This is a genomic window from Putridiphycobacter roseus (assembly GCF_003234935.1).
GTDB lineage: Bacteria > Bacteroidota > Bacteroidia > Flavobacteriales_D > Crocinitomicaceae > Putridiphycobacter > Putridiphycobacter roseus.
The window spans coordinates 874,605-896,313 of record NZ_QKSB01000001.1; the positions used below are offsets into that span (position 1 = coordinate 874,605).

At 34.9% G+C, this 21,709-nt stretch carries 14 protein-coding genes and 1 tRNA gene; 8 read left to right on the top strand and 7 right to left on the bottom strand.

Features of this window, described 5'->3' with window-relative positions:
- Positions 1-44: 44 nt before the first annotated feature.
- From purH to DNU06_RS03695, 3 genes are all read right to left on the bottom strand, one after another.
- Positions 45-1,574 (bottom strand): bifunctional phosphoribosylaminoimidazolecarboxamide formyltransferase/IMP cyclohydrolase, encoded by a 1,530-nt coding sequence (purH, locus tag DNU06_RS03685; RefSeq protein ID WP_111061843.1) that lies wholly within the window; start codon positions 1,572-1,574, stop codon positions 45-47.
- Between the two features lie 125 nt (positions 1,575-1,699).
- A complete protein-coding gene (locus DNU06_RS03690) occupies positions 1,700-2,977 on the bottom strand; it encodes a M23 family metallopeptidase (protein WP_111061844.1) in 1,278 nt (425 codons plus the stop codon).
- Positions 2,978-3,153: 176 nt separating this feature from the next.
- Positions 3,154-4,893, bottom strand: a complete 1,740-nt coding sequence (locus tag DNU06_RS03695) for a T9SS type A sorting domain-containing protein (RefSeq protein WP_111061845.1) — start codon at positions 4,891-4,893, stop codon at positions 3,154-3,156.
- 194 nt (positions 4,894-5,087) lie between these two features.
- On the opposite strand from DNU06_RS03695, the gene DNU06_RS03700 reads away from it, so the two are divergent.
- Both DNU06_RS03700 and DNU06_RS03705 read left to right on the top strand, forming a co-directional pair.
- Positions 5,088-5,465 (top strand): TraR/DksA family transcriptional regulator, encoded by a 378-nt coding sequence (locus DNU06_RS03700; RefSeq protein WP_111061846.1) that lies wholly within the window; start codon positions 5,088-5,090, stop codon positions 5,463-5,465.
- Entirely contained in the window at positions 5,452-6,138 is a 687-nt protein-coding gene (locus tag DNU06_RS03705; RefSeq protein WP_111061847.1) for a signal peptidase II, read from the top strand. The genes DNU06_RS03700 and DNU06_RS03705 overlap by 14 nt, the downstream gene beginning before the upstream one ends.
- Here the strand turns inward: DNU06_RS03705 and DNU06_RS03710 are convergent.
- Positions 6,135-7,298, bottom strand: a complete 1,164-nt coding sequence (locus tag DNU06_RS03710) for a 1-deoxy-D-xylulose-5-phosphate reductoisomerase (protein WP_111061848.1) — start codon at positions 7,296-7,298, stop codon at positions 6,135-6,137. The two genes, DNU06_RS03705 and DNU06_RS03710, sit on opposite strands and share 4 nt — an antisense overlap.
- Positions 7,299-7,419: 121 nt before the next feature.
- Between DNU06_RS03710 and DNU06_RS03715 the strand changes: the two genes are divergently transcribed.
- From DNU06_RS03715 to DNU06_RS03740, 6 genes are all read left to right on the top strand, one after another.
- Positions 7,420-7,501, top strand: a tRNA-Leu gene (locus DNU06_RS03715).
- 64 nt (positions 7,502-7,565) lie between these two features.
- On the top strand, positions 7,566-8,903 hold the full coding sequence (gene tig / locus DNU06_RS03720) for a trigger factor (RefSeq protein ID WP_111061849.1): 1,338 nt from the start codon (positions 7,566-7,568) through the stop codon (positions 8,901-8,903).
- Between the two features lie 74 nt (positions 8,904-8,977).
- Positions 8,978-9,649, top strand: a complete 672-nt coding sequence (gene clpP / locus DNU06_RS03725) for an ATP-dependent Clp endopeptidase proteolytic subunit ClpP (RefSeq protein WP_111061894.1) — start codon at positions 8,978-8,980, stop codon at positions 9,647-9,649.
- Between the two features lie 12 nt (positions 9,650-9,661).
- The gene (gene clpX / locus DNU06_RS03730) at positions 9,662-10,894 is read left to right on the top strand and encodes an ATP-dependent Clp protease ATP-binding subunit ClpX (protein ID WP_111061850.1); all 1,233 of its coding nucleotides are present in this window, start codon (positions 9,662-9,664) and stop codon (positions 10,892-10,894) included.
- Positions 10,894-11,859, top strand: coding sequence for an isopenicillin N synthase family dioxygenase (locus tag DNU06_RS03735; protein ID WP_111061851.1), 966 nt, complete (start codon positions 10,894-10,896; stop codon positions 11,857-11,859). The genes clpX and DNU06_RS03735 overlap by 1 nt, the downstream gene beginning before the upstream one ends.
- A gap of 72 nt (positions 11,860-11,931) precedes the next feature.
- Positions 11,932-12,180: a hypothetical protein gene (locus DNU06_RS03740; protein WP_146239139.1), complete on the top strand. Its 249-nt coding sequence runs from the start codon at positions 11,932-11,934 to the stop codon at positions 12,178-12,180.
- Positions 12,181-12,470: 290 nt separating this feature from the next.
- Here DNU06_RS03740 and DNU06_RS03745 read toward each other — a convergent pair whose 3' ends face one another.
- From DNU06_RS03745 to DNU06_RS03755, 3 genes are all read right to left on the bottom strand, one after another.
- Entirely contained in the window at positions 12,471-18,311 is a 5,841-nt protein-coding gene (locus DNU06_RS03745; protein ID WP_111061853.1) for a T9SS type A sorting domain-containing protein, read from the bottom strand.
- 153 nt (positions 18,312-18,464) lie between these two features.
- Complete coding sequence (locus DNU06_RS03750) at positions 18,465-19,808, bottom strand: choice-of-anchor B family protein (RefSeq protein ID WP_111061854.1); 1,344 nt, start codon at positions 19,806-19,808, stop codon at positions 18,465-18,467.
- Positions 19,809-19,885: 77 nt separating this feature from the next.
- On the bottom strand, positions 19,886-21,709 hold a 1,824-nt coding region (locus DNU06_RS03755; protein ID WP_146239140.1), incomplete at its 5' end, for a T9SS type A sorting domain-containing protein.

The following is a 21,709-nucleotide window of genomic DNA, read 5'->3' on the forward strand; positions in this document are numbered from 1 at the left end:
CTAATATATTAAATTCAAACTAACTTTTTACTTAAAAGTTGATTTTAGTGTTTAAAATGTCTATTTCCTGTAAAAACCATACTCATTCCATTTGCATCACAATAATCAATTGACAATTGATCTTTAATAGAACCACCTGGTTGAATGACACTTGTGATTCCAGCATTTTTTGCAATTTCTACACAATCAGGAAAAGGGAAAAACGCATCAGATGCCATTACCGCACCATTTAAGTCGAAATTAAATGACTTCGCTTTATGAATAGCTTGTTCCAGAGCATCTACTCTTGAAGTTTGACCAGTTCCGCAAGCAAATAATTGCTTATTTTTAGCCAATACAATAGTATTTGATTTAGTATGTTTTACCAATTTATTAGCAAATTCTAAATCCGTTAATTCAGTAGCACTAGGTGCCAATTTAGTTGCGGTTTTAAAGTCTTTAATTTGATCCGTCACCAAATCTTTATCTTGTACCAAAACACCATTTAAAATTGTTCTGGATTGTTTACTTGGTAAAACACAATCTTTTTGAATTAAAATCACTCGATTTTTCTTTCCTTTTAAAACTTCTAAAGCATCCGCATCATAAGCCGGCGCAATTACTACTTCACAAAACAACTTGTGAATTTCATTTGCAGTAGCCAAGTCAATTTTCTTATTAGCAATTAAAATACCACCAAAAGCAGAAACTGGATCCCCGGCCAAAGCATCATTATAAGCTTCTAAAAGGGTCGGTCTTGTTGCCAAGCCACAAGCATTATTATGTTTTAATATAGCAAAGGTTGGATCGTCATTTTTAAACTCATTCATATAGTTTACCGCAGCATCTACATCCAACAAGTTATTATAGGATAACTCTTTACCATGTAACTTATCAAAAATAGCATCTAAGTCGCCATAAAAAGTACCTTTTTGATGTGGGTTTTCACCATATCTTAAAGCATTTGGTTGATTAAAGCTTTGTTTAAAGCTTCTGGTTTGATTCGGTTCAAAATAATTAAAAATGTGGGTATCATAATGAGAAGAAACATTGAATGCCTCTCCAGCAAAAGATTTTCTATCTTCAATTGAAGTCTCCCCATTTCCACTTTCCAACAAAGCTAAAAAGGGTTCGTATTGATTCATAGAAGGTATAATTACCACATCTTGATAATTTTTTGCTGCTGCACGAATCAAAGAAATACCACCTATGTCAATTTTTTCAATAATATCTGCATGACTAGCACCAGAATTTACTGTATCTTCAAACGGGTATAAATCGACAATTACCAAATCAATCTCTGGAATTTCAAACTCTGAAATTTGCGCTTGATCCTCACTTAATGATCTACGATTTAATATACCACCAAATATTTTTGGGTGCAAAGTTTTTACTCTCCCCCCTAATATAGAAGGATATGACGTCAACTCCTCTACTGGAATTACTGAAATTCCTAAATTTTCAATATAAGATTGTGTACCACCAGTTGAATAGATTACAACTCCTAAATCATTTAATTTCTTTACAATTGGATCTAATCCATCTTTACTAAATACGGAAATTAGCGCATTTTTAATTTTTTTTACTTCAGCCATTCTATTTTACCCTTGGAAATATAAGTGCAAATTTAGGATAAATACTAGGATAATTTTGTTGAAAACTTAATTAATTCAAGATTTTTTAGTATTCGAAGTTGTTATTTGATTATTTGATGGAATATTTATTTATTTTCTCGAATAAAAGGAGTAATTTTTGTCTGGTCTAATTTTGCTTTTATAGGTTCAATAAATTTTAAATAATCTTGTAACAAAGAATCAGGCATTGGTGTAGAGGGTTGGAATTTTTCTGTACGGTGGTTAATTTGTTTACCATTTTTCCAAAAACGATAACACACATGTGGGCCAGTAGCTAAACCAGTACTACCTACAAAGCCAATAATTTGTCCTTGTTTCACATAAACACCTTTTTTAATACCTGAAGCAAAGCCAGTCATGTGCAAATACTGCGTTGTGTAGGTATCGTTATGCTTTACTTTTACATAGTTTCCATTTCCCCTTGTATATGCTGCTGCTATCACATAACCATCTGCAGTCGACCAGATAGGTGTTCCTTTTGGCGCAGCATAGTCTGTGCCTAAGTGAGATTTCCACCGGCGCTGAACAGGGTGAAACCTTCTATTGGAATAGCTGGAACTAATTCTGGAATATTTTACGGGTGACATTAAAAACTTCCGTTTCATTTCCTTACCGTTTTCATCAAACACACCTACTTTATTTTTGGCACTATCCAACACATAATAAAAAGAATAGAATTCTTTGTTCTGGTGCTTAAAATAGGCATATTTAATATCTCCAATATCATAAGGATTACCATCTACACTTTTTTCATTGTAAATAACTTTAAATTGGTCACCAGGATGTAATTTAAAGAAATCAATAGTCCATGCAAAAAGCCCTGATATCTCTTCTGCCATTTCCCCAGTCATATTAATGTTTTTTAACTGTTGATTAATGGCAACCGTTAAGTTAGAATTGGCTATAATTTCAGCACTTAATATCTTCTCTTCCACCGCGTGTGGCTTAACTTCCAAAGACACTTCTACAGAATCGGTAAAGTTAAAAACAACATATTCCACTTCATTTTTAGGGTAAACACAATATAGCAATCGTGCTGCAGTATCTTTTTTTGATTGCAACAACATTACTGGCGTACCCGTTGTTACATATTTTAACCCAATACTGCTATCAGCAGCCATCTCAGCCGCGGTATTGATGTACCATTGTGAAATATCATACGGCGCAAATAAATGACTCAAGGTACTGTTGGGGACAATTGTATCGTAATGAATTTGAAAGGAGTCTAATGTAAAACCATATGCTATAGGCGACGGCAACACAGAATCAATCACTTCTACCACTTCTTTAACTTTGGTTTTTGATTCATTTTTACAACTGATAATAAAAACAAATCCTAAGAGTAGAAGTGAAAGTTTGTACATGTGTTTTTTTGGCAAAAATAATAAAACAAACGGGGAATACACAAGCTTAAAGATAATGTTTATTAAGGGATGTTTGTTTAGAATTATTTGCCTAACGCAATATATTATATGCACAAAAAAAACCACCTGTTACACATTAGTAACAGGTGGTTCAATATAAATCAAAAAGAGATTAATTATTTACCTACAACTACATTGAAAGTTGAAGATTTTCCATTCTCTAATTTTAAATTAAATACATACATTCCGTTTGCAATAGTTGAAACATCAACTAATAATTTAGATGCAGATAAGTTAACTTGTTGTGTAGAAATTAATTTTCCTGAAAGATCTACAATATTCAAAGTTCCAGCACCATCCACACCATTCAAAGGAATAGTTAATGTATTTACGGCTGGGTTTGGATAAGCTTTCTCTAATTCTACTTCGTTATCATCAACACCTAATTCAGCAGTTGTCAACATGTTTACAACCAAAGCAGCTGACAAATCAGATCCAAAACCTAATCCAGAATAGGAACCATCATTGTTTACCAAAGAAGTTACATGACCTGTTCCGTGAACATTACCTGTAGCATCTTCTCCTGAAATATTTTCATCATAATCTAAACCGTTATCATATCCTAAGAAGACATCTTGACTAGAAGAAATTACACAGAAAATATAATGTGCATTATCTTCTAAAGCTAATTGCTCATCAAAAAGTACACTTACTGCTAAACCTTGATCATCCGTTGCATAAGTATATTCACCAATTGCAACACCGTTTAACAAAGAAATTCCAAATCCAGCATCATTGATATCCGTTACTGCATCTTGCCACTCATAAGCTTCCACAGACAATACTTGTCCATCTAAAGTAGTACCTGTTGCACTCGTTGCTGCAAAAGTAAGTCCAGTTGCTGTTTTTCTGCTTGCATTTGCATCTGTAAAATGAATACAATCCCCAAAAGTGGAAGTAAAATCACTTGGTTGAAAAAACTGATTAGAAGAAGGCTCTAAGTTAGAAGCATCCATTCTTGAATAAGAATACTCGTTATCTGTAAATAAGAAATCTGCATTCAAACCATTATCATCAATAAAGTCATCTATTGAATCTGAAGACACAGAATATACCATTTCATATAAACCTAAGCTGTAAGTCGCTTCTGAAAAAGTTGGCAATGCAATCCAAACACTATCACCAGAAGGAATAGTTGCTACCGCACTAGAAGTTTCATCATAAAGCACACTTGCATTTGCAGTAACTTTTGCATTTAAAGTAACGTTAGCCTGTGTATTAACACCATAGTTGTAAACCCAAGCTCCAACATTCACTTCAAACTCTGTATTATCTTGTGCTAATCCAATAGGTGTAGCATATTGTCTTGCTCTTAAAACATCTTTTTGGTTAATACCTATATCATTTGCAAAATAGCCAAATTTGTTACCAATAAAAGCAGTTACCGTAGCACCTCCCATAATTTCATTGTATAACAATTCTCCAGTACTAGTTGAAATCATAAATACAGGAATGGTAACACTTAATCCGTCATCACCACCTGCCATTCCAACAGGCTCTCCATCATTATTAACAATAACAACAGCAATTGCACCCGCATTTTGTGCATTTAAGGCTTTTGTACCAAACTGACAATCTCCTCTCCATACCACAGCAATTTGGCCATTAATATCAGTGCCATTTGTTAAAGGATCGCACCCTAAAGAATCAACACCTTGAACAATTACCAATGTATCATCCACTGCATTCGCTGGATCCGCAGGATCAGGCATAGACCAATCCAAACCGGTAGCATCCTCATACATAACAGAATAATTACCACTGTTCATAGACGGTGGATTTACGTAAAATGAAACTTGAGCTATACTGGTCAACCCAGTAGCAAAAGCAACAAAAGAAAGTAATAATTTTTTCATAAGTTTTTATTTAATGTGTGTAACACAAATTTAATCTTTTTTTAATATAAAAAAAAATATTTATCTGTAAAAATTACATTTCCATTAAAGCGCTAATTATATGATAAAACCAGAAGTATTTTTCACACATATGGCTTAAAATCAAAAATAAATAATTTATATTTGTCGCTTATTGATAATTAACACCATTAAAAATGGCAGAATTAGTAAGATATTCAGATACGGAACTAAAAGAGTTCCGAACAATTATAGAATCAAAATTAGGGGAAGCAAAAGAAGACCTCAAATTATTACGTGGTCAACTTGACTATAGTGACGACCATGGAACAAATGACACCAGTAGATCATTCAACATGATGGAAGATGGTTCTGAAACTATGTCTAGAGAAGAGATGTCTCATTTGGCGGTAAGACAAACAAAGTTCATTACCAACTTAGAGAATGCCTTAAGAAGAATTGAAAATAAAACCTACGGGATTTGTCGCGAAACTGGAAAATTAATCCGAAAAGAAAGATTAAGATTAGTGCCACATGCTACTCTTAGTATAGAAGCTAAAAATGCCCAAGGTTAATTATTCTACTACAAAAAAATCAATTTTAGTCGTTGGAATTATTCTAATGATTCTAGTGATAGATCAAGTATTCAAGATATGGATTAAACAACATTTTAATCCCTATGAAACGCGCCCATTAATTAAAGGGTTTTTAGAATTACATTTTATAGAAAATCGTGGTATGGCCTTTGGTACCGAGTTTGGGGCTGGCATTTGGGCAAAATATGCCTTGTCAACTTTTAGACTTTTGGCCATTATTGGCATAGGTTATTACGTCAGAAAAGTGGTGATTTCGAGTCAGCATAATCTCTTATTTTTAATTGCAATTGCACTAGTTTTTGCAGGTGCTACCGGCAATTTAATTGATGGTATGTTTTATGATTTCTGGTTTGATTTAGACGAAAGATTTAGGACCAATTGGATCATGGAATACAATGCAGACAATGATGTCTATTTTCCAGACAAGCTCAGAGAAACAGGATTCATGTTAGGTTCTGTGGTAGATATGCTAAGATTTACCATCACATGGCCACAAAAAATGCCTTTTGGTTTAGGAGGCGAAGAAATATTCCCACCCATTTGGAACATTGCTGATTTTTCTATCTCCTGTGGGGTTGGCCTATTGCTATTAAAATACCGGAAAAATTTCGGGCAAAAAAAACCAGTAGACAAAACCCCGGTAAGTTCTTAATTATTTTCAATAAATTCTTTTGTTAATAATCTTGTCTTGTTATCTGTTTCAAATAAATCCTCTAATAATGGATTTTCAATAAAAGTAAATGCATCCATTACTTTTTGATTAATTAAACCTATATCCACAAAACTGATTTTATCCGCCAAAAACGCCCCCACAGTAACTTCGTTAGCAGCATTTAAAGCACAAGCAGCATTACCGCCTTTTTTCATGGCAGCAAAAGCAAGTTTTAAATTAATAAACGTTTCATAATCTGGCTGTTCAAATGTAAGATTTGGATAATTAACAAAATTAAATCGCTCAAAATCTGTCTTTACACGCAATGGATAGGTCAAGGCATATTGAATAGGTAATTTCATATCTGGCAATCCCATTTGGGCTTTCATAGACCCGTCTTCAAACTGTACTAAGGAATGGATAATAGATTGTGGGTGCACAATAACATCTATTTGTTCATCTTTAAGTGCGAACAACCACTTTGCTTCAATTACTTCTAGACCTTTATTCATCATGGTAGCTGAATCAATTGTGATTTTTGCCCCCATTTCCCAATTCGGATGTTTTAGTGCTTGACTTTTTGTGATCGATTTTAATTGTTCTGCAGAACGTCCTCTAAAAGGTCCCCCAGAAGCAGTTAAGTATATTTTTTCCACTTTATTATGGAATTCACCTACCAAACATTGAAAAATAGCAGAATGTTCAGAGTCAACAGGGAAAATATTCACTGCATTTTCTTTTGCCAATTTGGTAATAATCTCTCCGGCAACAACCATGGTTTCCTTGTTCGCCAGAGCAATTGTTTTCTTTGCTTTAATAGCACGAATAGTTGGTTTTAGACCTGCATACCCTACGAGCGCAGTTAATACAATATCTATATCCTCCATTTCTACAATCTCTTCCAAAGCTTTTTCTCCAGCAAAAGTTTTAATGTCATGGTCCCAAAGTGCATCATTCACTTTATCGTACACCTCTTCGTCGACAATCACCACTGCATTTGGTTTAAATTTTAAACTTTGGGCAATTAACAAATCGGCATTTTTATTTGCGGTCAATACAATTACTTCAAATAAATCAGGATTAGCGGCAATAACTTCAAGGGTTTGCGTCCCTATGGAGCCGGTGGAACCTAAAATGGCAATTCTTTTCTTTTCTGACATACTGCAAAAATAATTGACTACTTTGGAATAAAGCTATATTTTGTAAGAAATAAAATTTTGTAGTTAAATATTAATTAACTACTTTCGTGCCCTCTTTCTTTTTAAAAGAGATTGAAGTATTGCGGGTGTGGTGAAATTGGTAGACACGCTAGACTTAGGATCTAGTGCTTCACGGCTTGTGGGTTCGAGTCCCTCCACCCGCACTAAATGGTCTCGGCATTGCCAAGACCATTTTTTTTTATATAAATTTTAAACTTCGTTAAGAAAATGAATGTAGTTGAAGAAAAAATTGATGATTTAAATGCAGTATTGAGAATTCAAATTGCACCTGCAGATTATTCTACAAAAGTAGAAGACATCTTAAAAAAGTACCGAAAAGATGCTAACATGCCAGGTTTCAGACCTGGAAAAACACCAATGGGTATTATAAAGAAAAAATACGGCAAGAGTGTTTTAGCGGACGAACTAAATAAATTAATCAATGAATCCTTAACCGATTTCATTCAAAAAAATAATTTAGAGGTATTAGGTAACCCATTACCAAAGATTGACGAAGAAGTAAAAGGTGATTTTATTAACCCTACTGAATTCGAATTTGCTTATGTTTTAGGGTTAGCACCAACTTTTGATTTAGATATCAATGCAAAGCAAAAATTTGACTATTTAAAAGTTGACGTTTCTGAAGAGATGTTAGACAAAGAAGTAGATAATTTAGCTCGAAGATACGGTAAATTAGTACCTGCGGATAAAGTAGGTGAGAAAGACATGGTAGTTGGTGAATTTTCAGAGCCATCTGGTGAGATTAGTAACAACTCCACTATTTCATTAGAATTTATTGAGGATGATAAAGTTAAAAAATCAATTTTAGGAAAGAAAGTTGGAGATGTATTAAGTTTAGATCCAAAAACGGTTTCTAGAGACGACAAAGATTTAGCAGCAATGTTAGGTGTTGACGAATCGAAAATCAACGATCTTCCAGCTAAATTTGACTTTAAGATTACGGAAATCAAAAATATGATTCCAGCTGCGATTGATCAAGAATTATTCGATAAATTGTTTGGACCAGGAACTATTTCGAACGAAACAGAATTGAGAGAAAAAATTAAAGCGGATTTAGACCAAATGTTTCAAAATGATTCAGACAGGTTATTCAGTCAAAAAGCAACAGAAGCAATTGTAGAAAAAACCAAATTTGAATTACCAGAAGATTTCTTAAAAAGATGGATAAAAGAATCTGCAAAAGAAGAAGTTTCCGCGGAAGAAATTGAAGCAGATTTTGACAATTACAAGAAGAGTTTAAAATGGCAATTAATTCAAAATAAAATAATAAAAGAAAATGATTTACAAGTTAAATCAGAAGAAGTGATTGCCCACACAAAAGGTTTATTAATAAACCAATATGCACAGTATGGCATGCCTGCTCCTGAAGAGAAGGAACTTGATGCACAAGCTAAAAACGTATTGTCAAATCAAGAAGAAGCAAATAAAATATACGACAGTATATATGGTGCTAAAATATTGGCATACATTAAAGAAAATGTCAAATTAACAGAGAAATTACTTCCTTATGAAAAATTTGTTGAAGTAGCTTACGCTCAGAACTAATTTTAATTTTAACATATTTTTATTTAATAATGCCTATATTTATAGGCATTATTTTTTTATTAAAACATTTACAAATGATAGATCAAAACGAATTTCACAAATACGCTACTAAACACCACGGAATTAGTAGTATGCATTTACAAAACTATATTGAATCATCTTTAACACCCTACATTATTGAAGAACGTCAATTGAACGTGGCACAAATGGATGTCTTTTCAAGATTGATGATGGATAGGATTATATTTTTAGGTACTGGGATTAATGACCAAGTGGCTAATATTATTACCGCACAATTACTTTTCTTAGAATCAGTAGACGCAAAGAAAGACATACAAATTTATTTAAACTCTCCAGGCGGTGGTGTATATGCAGGATTAGGTATCTATGATACTATGCAATACATTCAACCTGATGTTGCCACAATTTGTACAGGTATGGCTGCATCTATGGGTGCGGTATTATTATGTGCAGGTGCAAAAGGTAAAAGATCTGCATTACCACATTCAAGAGTAATGATTCACCAACCATTAGGAGGTGCGCAAGGACAAGCATCTGATATCGAAATTACTGCAAGAGAGATTCAAAAATTGAAAAAAGAATTATACGAAATTATTGCTAATCACTCTGGTCAAGATTACGATAAAGTTTGGCAAGATTCTGATAGAGATTATTGGATGATTGCAGAGGAAGCAAAAAACTACGGAATGGTTGATGAAGTTTTATCAAAAAATATTATAAAATAATTACAATACACAATGGCAAAAAATGAGGTGGGTTGCTCCTTTTGTGGACGACCAAAAAGTGAAGTGGATATATTAATTGCTGGTGTAACTGGACATATTTGTGAAAGTTGCATAGAACAGGCACATGAAATTGTAAATGAGGAGGAAGTACATAAGTCAACCGAAATAGGGAATGACTTAAAGCTTTTAAAGCCTATTGAAATTAGAAACAAACTGAATGAGTATGTGATCGGTCAGGAAGATGCTAAAAAGTATCTTTCTGTTGCCGTTTACAATCATTACAAGAGAATTAACAATAACTTATCAAGTACAGACACCCCTGAATTAGAGAAATCTAATGTTATTTTAGTTGGTAGAACAGGTACAGGAAAAACCTTATTGGCAAGAACTATTGCCCGTATGTTAAATGTTCCTTTTTGTATAGCTGATGCTACAGTATTGACAGAGGCAGGGTATGTTGGTGAAGATGTAGAAAGCATATTGTCAAGACTTTTACAAGCAGCTGATTTTAATGTTAAGGCCGCAGAAAAAGGAATTGTTTTTATTGATGAAATCGATAAAATTGCACGAAAATCTGACAACGCCTCTATTACAAGAGATGTATCAGGAGAAGGTGTTCAACAAGCCATGTTAAAATTGTTAGAAGGTACGGAAGTTAATGTACCACCACAAGGTGGAAGAAAGCATCCTGACCAAAAAATGATTAAGGTTAATACAACTAATATTTTATTTATTGCTGGTGGTGCTTTTGATGGTATTGAAAGAATTATTGGTAGAAGAATGAATACTAGTGCGATTGGATTTGCAAATAAAGACAAAGAGGAAGCACTAGATCCTGATAATTTACTACAATATATTATTCCAACAGACATTAAAGAATTTGGTCTAATTCCGGAGTTAATTGGTCGTATGCCTGTTTTAACTTATTTAGAACCATTAGACAAAGTGGCTTTAAGAAGAATTCTAACAGAGCCTAATAATGCCTTAATCAAACAGTATACGCATTTATTTAGCATAGATGGTATTCAGTTAAAATTTGATGCAGAAGTTTTAGATTTTATTGTTGAAAAAGCTTTAGAGTTTAAGCTAGGGGCACGTGGATTGCGTTCTATATGTGAAGCAATTTTGACAGATGCAATGTTTGAATTACCTTCTAGTGCGACAGAAAAAGACTTTAGGGTAACATTAGCTTATGCAGAATCGAAATTTGGGAAATCTAAATTGTCGAAATTAAAAATTGCCTAATGCACAAGGATGAAATTGCTGTTGTAAATTATCTTGACTTTTTATCGGAAGATAAAAAGGTTAGAAATAGTTTTATTGAAGACTTTGGTAATTCATTTAGCAACATGGGGTTTGCTATAGTAAAGAACCATGGCGTAAGTGAAGCGCTTCGTAAAAAATTATTTTTGGTATCGAAAGCATTTTTTGAATTACCAAATGACATCAAGCAGCAATACGAAAACTTAGCTTTATCGGGACAAAGAGGATATATTGCAAAAAATAGAGAGAGTGCGAAAGGAAGAAATATTCCAGATATCAAAGAATTTTACCACATAGGGCAGACGGTAAAGGATAATGATCCAATAAAAGCACAATACCCAGACAATATATGGCCGAAAGAAGTAGCTGACTTTGAATCTGTTGGGCTTGAAGTTTATGAAACTTTTGAGCAGACCGGTATTCAACTACTAAAAGCAGTCGCCTTATATCTTGGTTTGGAAGAGGATTATTTTCAACAAAAAGTCCACCATGGCAATAGTATACTTAGGTTGTTACATTATTACCCTATGGATAATATAAAAGATATACCTGCAGGAGCTGTTAGAGCTGCTGCACATGGAGATATAAATTTAATTACCTTATTAATGGGTGGTAGCGCAGAAGGACTTCAAGCGCAAACATTAGGTGGTGCATGGGTACCAGTTAGTCCAAAGGCAGATGAAATTGTGGTAAATATTGGCGACATGCTTGCTCGGTTAACTAATAACAGGTTTAGATCAACCCAACACCGTGTCATTACGCCCAAGGAATCTTCTTGGTTAACCCCCAGATATTCAGCCCCATTTTTCTTACATCCGCGATCTGAAATGGACCTTACATGCCTGTCTACCTGTATTGATGAAAATAACCCTAAGTCATACGAAGACATGACTGCTGGCGAATTTTTAACAGAAAGATTAATAGAGTTAGGATTAAAAAAAGGCTGATTTTACCGTTAAATCAATAAAAACTACAGTAAATAATTATTTTTTTGGCGGCACAATATAAATTTTGTATATTTGATTAAATCATTTTTTATAATGAAAAAGAAAATACTAATATCACTTATAGCTTTATTTTTAATCGGTTTTACTTCTTGTAATAAAGAAGTAATTGAGCCAAGTACATCCGAAAACGAAACGCCTTTTTTTAGTGATAAATCTGTTGAAGCTCCTTGTCAATCTTACTCTGATTCTATTCACCTAGTTACAGACCCTAATGAAGACGAAGATTTTGATGTAGATAAAAAGAATACAGGAAATAATTAATAAGTTAATATAAATAAAAAAGCGTATCTCATTTGAGGTACGCTTTTTTTATGCCTACTTTTCACTGTGCTGACGAAAATATTTTTCCTTTTAGCACAACACCAAAATCTCCAAGCATTATTAGGTGATATTAAAAACGATTATACCTATACAAATAATTACACTCCATTACAGTAGTTCCATCTCCCCCAGCCAATTTATATAGCAACTTAAAACGCATCTCCAGACCATAAAAAAGCCCCAACCAAAATGGTTAGGGCTATAAATACACTGAAGGTTATGTGTTAATTCTATTTCACAACCATTAATTTTTTAGTGATTGCACTTCCATCCTCGGCTAGAATTCTACATAAGTACATACCAGGTTTTATACTATTACTATTAATGATTAATTCAAATTCTGTATCTTCGATTAACATACCATTAAAAGTTTCTTCGATAATATTTCCAGTTGCATCATAAATATCAACCACAATTTTACTAGACTGTGTGGTTGAAATGCTCAACTTAGTATCGTTATAAAAAGGATTTGGTCCTACATTTACAGTAAACTGATTAATGATACCACCGCCATCTACAAATTCAATACTATCATTCACACTACATCCATTAGCATCTGTTAAGGTTAAGAAATATTCCCCATTTACCAAATTAGAAATGGTATTTCCAACACTTCCGTTAGCCCAGTTGTAAGTATATGGTAAAACGCCATTCATCCCATTCGCTTGAATTGATGCCGAATTATAGTCTACCACAAAGGCTACTTGTATTTCAGCAGGCGCTAATATTAAACTAGAGTTGACCGCAACACAACCATTGGCATCAGTCACTATCACATTATAAGAGTCAGCACATAAACCTGTTACATTATTGGTAGTATCACCCGTATTCCATAAGAAAGAATATGGCATTGTACCACCAGTTACAGTCGTTGCACTCGTCCCGTCACAAACTCCAAAACAACTTGCGTCTGTTGTGGTTGAAATAGAATGTAATTCATTAGGTTGGCTAATTGCAACAGAATCCTCTACTGTACATCCGTTCGCATCAATAATAGATACCGCATAAACACCCGCACACAAATTTATTAGATTACTATTTGTGCTTCCATTATTCCAATCCAATAGAAATGGCGCTGTTCCACCCGTAATCGTAGTGTTAATGGAACCATCACAACCAGTATAACATTGAACTTCCGTTGAAATTAACCCAGCTGATAAAGCCATTGGCTCAGTTATCGTCATTCCACTTACATTTAAAGTACAACCGTTTGCATCCGTAATTGCAGCCGCATAGTTCCCTGCGCACAAATTGGATATTAACATAGAGCTATCCCCTGTATTCCAGTTGTAATTATAAGGCAAGATACCACCAGTAACATTCAACTGAATTAATCCGTCGCAAATACCAGCGCAAGAAATATTTGAAACAACATTATTTGGAGCCAACATTGGCAATGGTTCTGTAATTAAAATATTATTTTCATCTAGACCACAACCATTTACATCCGTCACAATTACGGAATAAACTCCTGGAGATAAGCCATCAATACTCTCTGTGGAATCGCCATTATTCCAAGTATAAGAATAAGGGGATGTTCCACCAAAAATATCTAAATCAATAGCCCCATCACTACTTCCATTACAAGAGATATTAGAAACCACCATATTGTTATTAAACACTGCAGGTGGTTCTGAAATTTGAACACTATCTAAACTTACAGTACAACCGTTTGCATCCGTCACTAAAACAGAATAAATTCCTTTACATAAATCCGTAATTTCAGGCGTTCCGTCACCATTAATTTGATTAATTACAAATTGTGACCATGCATAGGTATATGGTGCAGTTCCTCCAGATAGACTAATTGTAATAGAACCATCACATATTCCAAAGCAAGAAGCAGGATTGATAATAGGGGTAGATATTACAAGCGGCGTAGGTTCCATTATATTCATATTATTCTCATTAAAAGAACAGCCATTCGCATCTGTTATCACTACGTTGTAAACACCAGCAGTTAAACCATTCACAGAAGAAGTTATCGCACCATTTGACCAAGCATAAGTATAAGGAGCTGTTCCTCCTGTTGGGTTAACAGTAATAGAACCATCATTTAAACCATTACAAGATACAGCTACAATAGTAGTATTTGAATTTGACAATAGAGTCGGCTCAGTAATAATTACATTAGACACATCAAAAGCACAACCATTTGCATCCGTTACTGTTACACTATAACTACCAGCCGATAAGTTATCATTTAATTCAGTATTAACGCCATTCGACCAAGCATAAGTATAGGGTAGCGTACCACCCATTACATCTAAATCAATACTTCCATTTGTTTCACCAAAACAAGAAACCGGTGTAATGGTTGGATTATTATTAAAAAGTGGACTTGGACTAGCAATTAGAATACTATCGATTGCAATAGTGCATCCATTAGCATCTGTTACCACAACAGCGTACAAACCTTTACATAAATCTGTAATAACAGCTGTGCCATCACCATTGATTTGGTTAAAGACAACATTTGTCCATGCATAAGTATACGGAGCGGTACCACCGGTTACAGCAACTGAAATTGAACCATCACAAGTACCAAAACACGAAGTATTTACAATGGAAGTATTTGTATTTATTAATAAATCTGGTTCCGATACATTTATATCATTTATCAGTACAGAACAGCCGTTTGCATCTGAAATGGTTACACTGAATAAACCTGCCATTAATCCAGTCGCAGTTGCAGTAGTTTGTCCATCTGACCAAACATAAGAATAAGGCGCCGTACCTCCAGTTGGGTGTACAGTTGCAGAACCATTATTATATCCATTACAAGTGACATCAACAATTGAAGTACTGCTATTTTCTATCGGTGCAGGTTCAGCAACAAGAATATTGTTTTCGGTTAAAGAACAACCGTTCGCATCTGTAACGGTTACAGAATAGGTACCAGCACATAATCCTAAACTAACAGGATCCGTTGCCCCGTTACTCCACAAATAAGTATAAGGAAAAGTGCCACCATCCAAAGAGATAATTGCAAATCCATCACAAGCACCAAAACAAGAAGTATTTGTTGCTGCAGCAGTTTCCACAGCAAAAGTCAATGGTTGATTTACAGTTAAATTATTTATGCTTAAGCTACATCCATTTACATCTGTCACAACAACACTATGCACGCCTGCCGTCAACCCGGTAGCCACCGCATTTGTTTGACCATTTGACCAAGCATAGGTATATGGAGAAGATCCACCTGTAATTTGTAACGCTATAGTACCAGTTGCGGTTCCATTACAAGAAGCATCCGTGATATTCACACTATTATTAGACAACACTGTTGGCTCATTCACTGCAGTAGAAACGACTATATTACAAGCGTTAGAATCTGTTATGGATATCGAATAACTTCCAGCTGATAATCCTATTACATTTGGCGTAGTTTGTCCATTAGACCAAGCATAAGTATAAGGCGCCGTTCCTCCAGAAGCATTCAACGACACTAATCCATCATTTCCTCCATTACACGTAACATCCAAAACTGAAATATTTGTATTTGTTAATGCCGTTGGCTCATTCACCAATACGGTTCCTAAAATTGAATAACCATTTGCATCTGTTACTGTCACCGAATAATTTCCATCAGTTAATCCAGAAACACTATCGTTTGTGGCTCCTGTTGACCATAAATAAGTATATGGTGAAGTACCACCAGCAATGGAAACCATAGCGGTTCCGTCATTCCCTCCATTACATAAAACAGCGCTTGAAGTTACTGTTACTGACAAGGCAATCGGTTCGTTAATCACTACTGATTCAGACGTTGTACAGCCATTTACATCTGTTACAGTTACCAAATAAGTTCCTGAAGCTAAACCATTTGCAGTAGCAGTAGTTTGACCATCTGACCACAAATAAGAATAAGGCAAGGTACCGCCATTGGCAATAATTGTTGCTGTACCATCCGCTACACCATTTCCAGTCGCATTGGTATTAGTCACAGTTGCAAGTGGACTGGCGTTAATTGTAATGGTAATATCATTAGATTCACCGGGCCAACCAGAACAGCCTTGAATTCTAGAATATCTTCTAAATTGTGTAGTTTCATTTATCATCCCTGGATCATAAACGGCATTATTGGCACCTGAAATAGCTGTCAAAACTCCACTAGTAGTAGAATTTTCATACATCCACTGATATTCAATTACCCCTGTTCCACCTCCAATTGCTGAAGAAAGATTCGTAAAAGCCATTGGATCAAAAGGACCACAGCCAGCTTGAGCATTACCAATAGTTCCAGCACTAGACATTAAACAACATGTTGAAGATGAAATAGAAGTGGAAGCATTAGCCACACATCCATTTGCATCCGTAACCGTGACGTTATAAGTCCCTATACACAAATCTTTATTATAATCTCCATAAATTCCATTCGACCATTCATAAATATATGGAGCTACTCCACCTACAATAGCAGCAGAAGCGCTACCACCACAAGTAATCAAATCAGTACAAGCGGCATCTGCATTAAAATCTCCATGACCAGCACTAAAAGCGCTATTAGTACTTGTATAATTAAACCAAAATGACATCCCAAAATCACCATCATGATCATTTGCGCCTTGTCCTAACTGCATAGCATACAAATAACTTGAAGGCATGTGGGTTAAATTTAATTCAATACCAGCATAATCTAACAACCCAATCATTGAATTAGTTTTAGAAGCATCCATGATGTAATAGTCCCAATTAGTATGGTTTGTTGTTCCACCACCATTTTTATAACTTCCACCACCTGCATTCCATGTAGACCAGTCTTTTTTATCTTTAAACCAGACAGAAAAAACCCATTGTTTATTTGCATCTACTGTACTCTGAGCCTTACCCACATAGTGCGCAGTGCCATCTGAAAATTGATAAAGTTTAGCGGAATTATTAATAATTTTAAAATTGGACGTAACAGATGTTCCTCCCAAATTTGGCATCCAAATAGTTCTAGAGCCATTGTAATCAGACATGGTACAAACTTTAATGGTATCCGAACAACTCGCAGCAGTTGAAGTTGCAGTTGCTGAAAATATTGGGTTCACTGTCATATAAAGATCCGTAGTTTCACCAGGCCAATTGGAACAGCCCACATTTCTAGAACATCTTCTAAATCTTGTTGTTTCTGTAATATAACCAGGATCGTATGTTTCACTATTTGTACCTGGAATTACGGTTAATACATCATTTGTTGTAGCATTACTATACATCCAAATATATTCTATTATACCACTACCACCTGAAGCAGGGGACAAACTAGTAATTGGTGCAGGATCAAAAGCCCCACAATTTATTTGTGCGTTACCAATAGCCCCAGACTGAGTGACATTGCAACAAGAGTTACTCACAGTCATTAGCAAATCTGTCGTTTCACCAGGCCAACTAGTACAGCCTATATTTCTAGAACACCTTCTGAATTTTGTTGTTTCAGTTAGATAACCAGGATCATAAGTTTCACTATTAGAATTAGGTATCATTGTTAAACCCCAATTTGTAGAAGCACTTCTATACATCCATACATATTCAATCAAACCTGTACCACCAGAAGCAGGAGCAATACTAACAATAGGTGAGGGATCAAATGGGCCACATGAAGTTTGAGTATTACCAATGATTCCAGCATTGGTAACATTACAACATGCGTTAGTCACTGTAATCGTAATACTACTTGTTTCTCCAGGCCAACTAGTACAGCCTTGTGTTCTTGAACAACGCACAAATTTAGTAGTTTCTGAAAGTAGTCCGGGGGTATAATCAAGCATAGTAGCACCCACAACAGTTTGTAAGTTCCAACCTGTTGATGCACTTTTGTACATCCATTGATACTCTATCACACCAGAGCCACCAGAAGCCGGTGAAGTACTTAATAAGCTAGTTGGATAAAATGAACCACAAGAACTTTGTGCCCCTGTAATTGTGCCAGAATTAGTCACATTATCACAGGGTGGACTCTCCATATTATAGTCCCAATTGTCAGTGTCACTAGCCAACACCACATGCGAAAACAAAAAAATCACCAAGAAGGAGAAAATTTTACGCATAGCAATCCCATTATAAAAAAAAGGTAAAGTTGTCATCATACTTAATTTGTTACAAATGTATTAATTTTTGTTAAAATTTTATTTGTAAAACTTATCCTCACCTAATACTATTAATTAGTGTATTTAATAGACCAAAGCTATTTTATCATAGACCAATTGGTGATTATCCAGTAAGAATAATTTTAACAAAATTTAATTAGCAACAAACATGCCAGAAAAACTCGTTTTTAAATCTATTGAAGTAACATGATATATGTATGTCCCTGGATTCAGGAATAAAGGAATATTTACCCAATTTAAATACGATTGTTTTTCATAGACAAGTGCTCCATTTATACTATAAATACTAAACTTCAATTTTGAAGCATCTTTAGGTTGGATGATAATTAAACTATTGGCATCTATAAATGGAATATTAAAAACCGCCGCATCATTAATAATATTTCTTAATGCGGGAGCAGGAAAATAAAAAGAAAAAAGACCGCCTTGTCTATCCGATATTAAAATGATATTATCTTTTTTAAATAAGTAAACTCCCCAAGCCCCATGTAATTTAAAATCACTCTCACTTAAATAAGTATCATAAAAGGCAACTTCTTTAATAGGTTTAGCTTTTAAATCAAATATTCTCAAACCTTCATTATAATAAGATACAAAAGCAAAATCCATAAACAACTGAATATTATGTGGGATATAATTGATTGCATTTTTAGTTCCAAAAAGCGCATTTACATTTATGTTTTGTATGCCATTATCAATGCGACAATATTTAATTTTTTTACCTAAAGTTTCGTCAATAAAACAATAAGTCAAACCATCTTCAGACCACCAGCCACTATGGTTATAACCTTGATCAACATAAAAATTTAGCAATCCTATTTCAACGGGACTACTCTGGTTGAAATCATAAATTACTAAACCACTACTTCCAGCATTTAGAAACGCAGTATCATTTCGCACAAAACAATCATGAACATAAGGTAAGTTGTTAAAATTAAGTGCCAATTTAGGTGCAACAGGATTTGTTAAATCTAGAATTTTCATCCCTTCATTATTTGGTCCACAAGCGTATAGTTTAGCGGAAATTGTATCAATAAAAATATTATGACATATTTCAAAAAACTCGTTACTATCGTAAACCTTATGTACTGAGTCAGGCAAAAAAGAAACGTCGAATATTTGCAAAGAGGAGGCCCCTTCATCACACACTGCGTAGATATAATTTTTATACTTTTTATAATCTCTATGTTGAACCGTTTTACCTTCAAATGATCCCTCCTTAGTAACCAAATAGTCTATACTAGTTGGGGTGATTTTTAAAAAATGAGCACCTATTGTAGAGCCTATAACTGCATAATTTTGGGCATTTATATTAAACCCATAACAATCAGAATAGCGAACATTTCCGGGTCCCATGGTAATTGTAGTATCGTTCCAGTTATCGATAAATTGAACACCAAAGGATTCTTGTGCAGCTGCACTCCAACCCCAAACCAATAATAAAATTAAATAACCGTTTTGCTTCACCCTTATCATAGCCTTCAAAATTAAGCTAAAAAAAAACACCTGTAACAATAGTTACAGGTGTTAAATAAAAGTTTAACGTTTAAACTCTATTTTACTAGAACGACTCTTTTCGCTGTTGCACTTCCGTCTTCAGCAAGAACTCTCCAGATATATAAACCTGGATCCATTCCATTTCCATCTATTGTTAACTGTAAGTCAACATTAGATTCAATTAAGCCATCATAAGAATGTTCAACTATATTTCCATGTACATCAAACAATTCAACAGTAATGTTTGTACTTTTTTTCGTGCTCATTACCATATTTGCAGTGTATGTAAATGGATTTGGTCCAACGTTCACTGTAAATTGATTAATGATTCCACTTCCATCATCATAAACTAAACTGTCTACTATTGCACATCCGTTTGCATCCGTAATGGTAACTGAATAAGTTCCACTTACAACATTAGAAACTAGATTTCCCGCTGTACCATCATTCCAAACATAGGTATAAGGTGACACACCGTTTGATCCTGCAACTTGAATAGTGTTTAAGATATAATCTGGCGTAAATGCTGCCATGATTTCAGTAGGCTGGCCAATCAACAATGATGCGATAGCTATACATCCATTTGCATCCGTAACAATCACATAATATGATCCCGCACACAAGTTATCAATTAAAGCTGTGGTATCAGGTACTGACCAAGAGTAGGTATAAGGTGCAGTTCCACCAGAAACATAAGCATGTCCTGTTCCATCACAAGCATCAAAACAACTAGCATCCGTTGAATAAGCAATAACATGCAACTCTTGTGGTTCACCTACCATCACCGTATCTACCGTATTACAACCATTTGCATCCGTAATCGACACAGTATAACTTACATTTGGATACAAACCAACAACAGTTGCTGTTGATTGTCCATTACTCCATGCATAAGTATATGGTGCTGAACCTCCAGAAACAGTCACCGTTGCTGTTCCATCATTATTCCCATTACAAGTAACATCTGTAGTAGAAGTTAATGTGCTAATCGCAGTTGGTTCATTAATTGTTATAGAGTCAACTGCCATACAACCATTTGCATCCGTAATTGTAACCACATAAGTACCTGCACATAATCCTGTAAGAGATGCATTTGCCTCACCATTACTCCAAGCATATGTATATGGTGCTGTACCGCCTGATACATTAACCATACCTGCTCCATCACAACTAGCATTACAAGTAACATCATTAGTATTTGTTGTCGTAATAATTGCTGCTGGTTCAGATACCATTGCACTTGCTGTTTCTGTACAACCATTTGCATCTGTTATGGTTACCGTATAAGTTCCTGCAACTAAACCGGAAAGTGTAGCAGTTGTACCGCCGTTACTCCAAGCATAAGTATAAGGTGCAGTTCCACCTGCAGCAATCACTGTTACTGTTCCATCATTGTCTCCATGACATGATAAAGCAGAACCAGTTCCATTTGCTGTTAAGTCAGTTGGTTCTGAAACCATTGCACTTGCTGTTTCTGTACAGCCGTTTGCATCTGTTATGGTTACCGTATAAGTTCCTGCAACTAAACCGGAAAGTGTAGCAGTTGTACCGCCATTACTCCAAGCATAAGTATAAGGTGCAGTTCCGCCTGCAGCAATCACTGTTACTGTTCCATCATTGTCTCCATGACATGATAAAGCAGAACCAGTTCCATTTGCTGTTAAGTCAGTTGGTTCTGATACCATTGCACTTGCTGTTTCTGTACAGCCGTTTGCATCTGTTATGGTTACCGTATATGTTCCTGCAACTAAACCAGTAAGTGTAGCAGTTGTACCGCCATTACTCCAAGCATAAGTATAAGGTGCAGTTCCACCTGCAGCAATCACTGTTACTGTTCCATCATTGTCTCCATGACAAGATAAAGCAGAACCAGTTCCATT